Origin of the sequence: Leptospira borgpetersenii serovar Javanica, assembly GCF_003046425.1 — a bacterium.
GTDB classification, from domain to species: Bacteria; Spirochaetota; Leptospiria; order Leptospirales; family Leptospiraceae; genus Leptospira; species Leptospira borgpetersenii.
Genome location: NZ_QAJG01000023.1, coordinates 7,501 through 10,000, shown reverse-complemented (window position 1 = coordinate 10,000; position 2,500 = coordinate 7,501). Strand labels below are relative to the sequence as shown.

Below are 2,500 nucleotides of genomic sequence, written 5' to 3'. Positions count from 1 at the left end.
AATATCGGCTTTGTAACTAGAAAGCGCTTCCTGCCCGGCAACCGGAACAATCGAAACGATTTTCTGTAGTATTTTTCGAGCGGTTGAATTCGTCTGTGGATCGGAACTGGTTTCCGTAATTTCCTCTAAAATTTTTCTGAGAGTTAACCATTCTCGAATACTCAGACGCAAACTGGAGTCGAAACGAAACGGTAGAATCAAACCGAAGGTGTCCGTCTCTGAGTCGTAATCGACTTGAATCAAGTCGGCAATGTGAGGAGTTGCTCCAAGAAAGAAAAGTTCTCCCAATTGTTCTTTTAAATCTTTGCGATTATTGATTCCGGTTATGCTAGCAAGCTCTTCGAGAGTCATTCTCTTGCCGTCTCGAAGATGGCGAATCAGATTCAATTTAAAATTCAGTCGGACCGTGCTTGGATTCATGAAAAAACCTAGACCTCAAAAGTAAAAACGCCGCACATTCTGTAAACCGGAAATGTGTAGTATTTCTTATTTATCATGAATTCCATTTCTAAACGTTCGGATTGAATTGGGATAAAACTTTAAGTGGCGACTGATTTTATTACGGGTTAGTATCGTTGCCGGATATATCTGCTAAAGAAAAATCTCCTTAAGTTCAAGGAAATACATCCTGATTGACAATTTGAAACAAGGAGAAATCCTTTCAGAGATGCGAAAGATAACGTTACTCCTTTTACTCTGCTTGCCGGTTTTGTATTACATCGGAACCGTCCTAAGTTGGGAGAAAAAAAAGAGAGTCCCAATCACTGGAGACGAGCCCCATTATCTAATGATATCAGAAAGTATTCGAAAAGACGGGGATTTTAATCTCAAAAATAACTACGAGGAAGATCGGAATACGAAAAAAATTATTGGCCCCGTTGATGTGGAAAATCATACGGTTTCAAAAGACGGAAAATTATACAGCATTCATTCGATTGGGACGTCATGCCTCGTATTGATCGGATATTCGATTTTCGGAATTACGGGCGCTCGTATTAATCTTGCTCTTTTGGCGGGGATTATTCCTTTTTTATTCTATCAATTGGGTAAAATTTTTCATCTTTCGTCGGAAGAAGCTACGCTAATCGCGGTTTTCTATTCCGTTAGTCTTCCGTTTCCCATGGTCGCGGGACAAATATTTCCGGATCTGCCGACCGGAATTCTGCTGATTTTCGTATTTACGATCCTATTGATGTCGGAAACGAAAATAAATTTCAAAAATAATCATATTCTGTATTTTGCATGTGCAGTAGGATGCGGATGTTTGGCTTGGCTTCATACAAAAAATCTACCGTCCGTAATGCTCATCCTTTTTTGGGTTCTCTGCAAAAAGGAAGTGGATCTGAAATCCAAATGTATTTTTCTTGGAACCATTCTCGTGTTCGTGTTCTTTTTTTTGGTTTGTAACTTTTTTTGGTTTGGATCGATTCTCGGTCCTTATGGCGAAAAGAATTCTCCTCCGACATTTGATCTGAATTTTTTCCATTGGATTACGATCTTTTGGGGCCTTTTTATGGATCGGAATCAAGGACTCTTTTTTCAGAATCCTATGATCTGGATTCCTGGAATTTTAGGGATTTTTTTTCTTATTCTAAATAAGGATTTAAAACGAACTGGAATTCTTTTTCTATTCGTATTGATTTTACAACTTGGGTTAAATGCGGGACATCCTTGTTCCTACGGGTGTCTTTCTCTTCCAGGTAGATTTCAATGGAGTTCTGCGGTTTTATTTTTTCTTCCTTTTCTCGCAGGTTGGAAAATGTTGAGTTCTATTTCAAGAAAAATAGCTTGGGAAATTTTTATCCTTTGTGTCGTTTATCAAGTTTGGATCGGAAAATATTGGTTTGATTATACGAGTTCTTTATACCACGTAATGGAACCTGATCCTCAAAAAAGACCCGGTTTTTTTCCGGAGAAAATTCTTTTTTATCTGCCGTCTTGGACGGACCCTAATTCATCTTGGAAGGCTGTCATAAATTGGGTCTGGATTGGAATTTTTTTACTGCCGATATTATTATTGGGCTACCTGTGGATTCGAAATATTCGTAGAGATAAAAAGGTCTGAATTCAATAGTTGACAAAAAAACAAGAGGAGAGCCGATCTTTTAAAATAAAGGACTATAGAATTATCATGAAACTGAATTTGTATACAAAACCTGCAATCGCCTATCATCCAGAAATCCAAAGTTATAGAATTCAGCGTTATGCTCTTATACTTTCTCAACTCGGTATTTTGCCGCTCTTCCACGTTCATCCGTTAAGTTCCATCCAAGCCTTGCGAACCTTAATGAACGGAGTGATTAAGGGTCGGATTTTTATATTTTCTTTTTTATTGAGTGTGCTTCTTTCTTCAAATTTGGTAGCTCAAGAAGAAAGCCAAAATGTAAAGGAAAAAATGGTCTGTCAGAAAATCGAACTCATTATAAACGGACAAAACTACGACGACGGATATAAATGTACAACTCCAGGAGCGATTTGTTATTTGGTGGAAGGACTTTCT

The 2,500-nt window shown here is 38.0% G+C and carries 3 protein-coding genes (2 of these 3 running past the window's edge); 2 read left to right on the top strand and 1 reads right to left on the bottom strand.

Features of this window, described 5'->3' with window-relative positions:
* A protein-coding gene (locus tag CLV95_RS15005) for a helix-turn-helix transcriptional regulator (RefSeq protein ID WP_002724340.1) crosses the window boundary here: on the bottom strand, positions 1 to 420 show its 5' end (the start). 525 nt of this gene lie to the left of the window's left edge; the window shows 420 of its 945 coding nt (coding positions 1–420); it begins with the start codon at positions 418 to 420; its stop codon lies off the left edge, out of view.
* Positions 421 to 667: 247 nt separating this feature from the next.
* Between CLV95_RS15005 and CLV95_RS15000 the strand changes: the two genes are divergently transcribed.
* Together CLV95_RS15000 and CLV95_RS14995 are read left to right on the top strand one after the other, a co-directional pair.
* Complete coding sequence (locus CLV95_RS15000; RefSeq protein ID WP_002734075.1) at positions 668 to 2,065, top strand: hypothetical protein; 1,398 nt, start codon at positions 668 to 670, stop codon at positions 2,063 to 2,065.
* Between the two features lie 66 nt (positions 2,066 to 2,131).
* On the top strand, positions 2,132 to 2,500 hold the 5' portion of the coding sequence (locus CLV95_RS14995) for a hypothetical protein (RefSeq protein WP_002733926.1). It continues 54 nt past the right edge of the window; 369 of the gene's 423 nt are visible here — the first part of the coding sequence; its start codon is at positions 2,132 to 2,134; its stop codon lies off the right edge, out of view.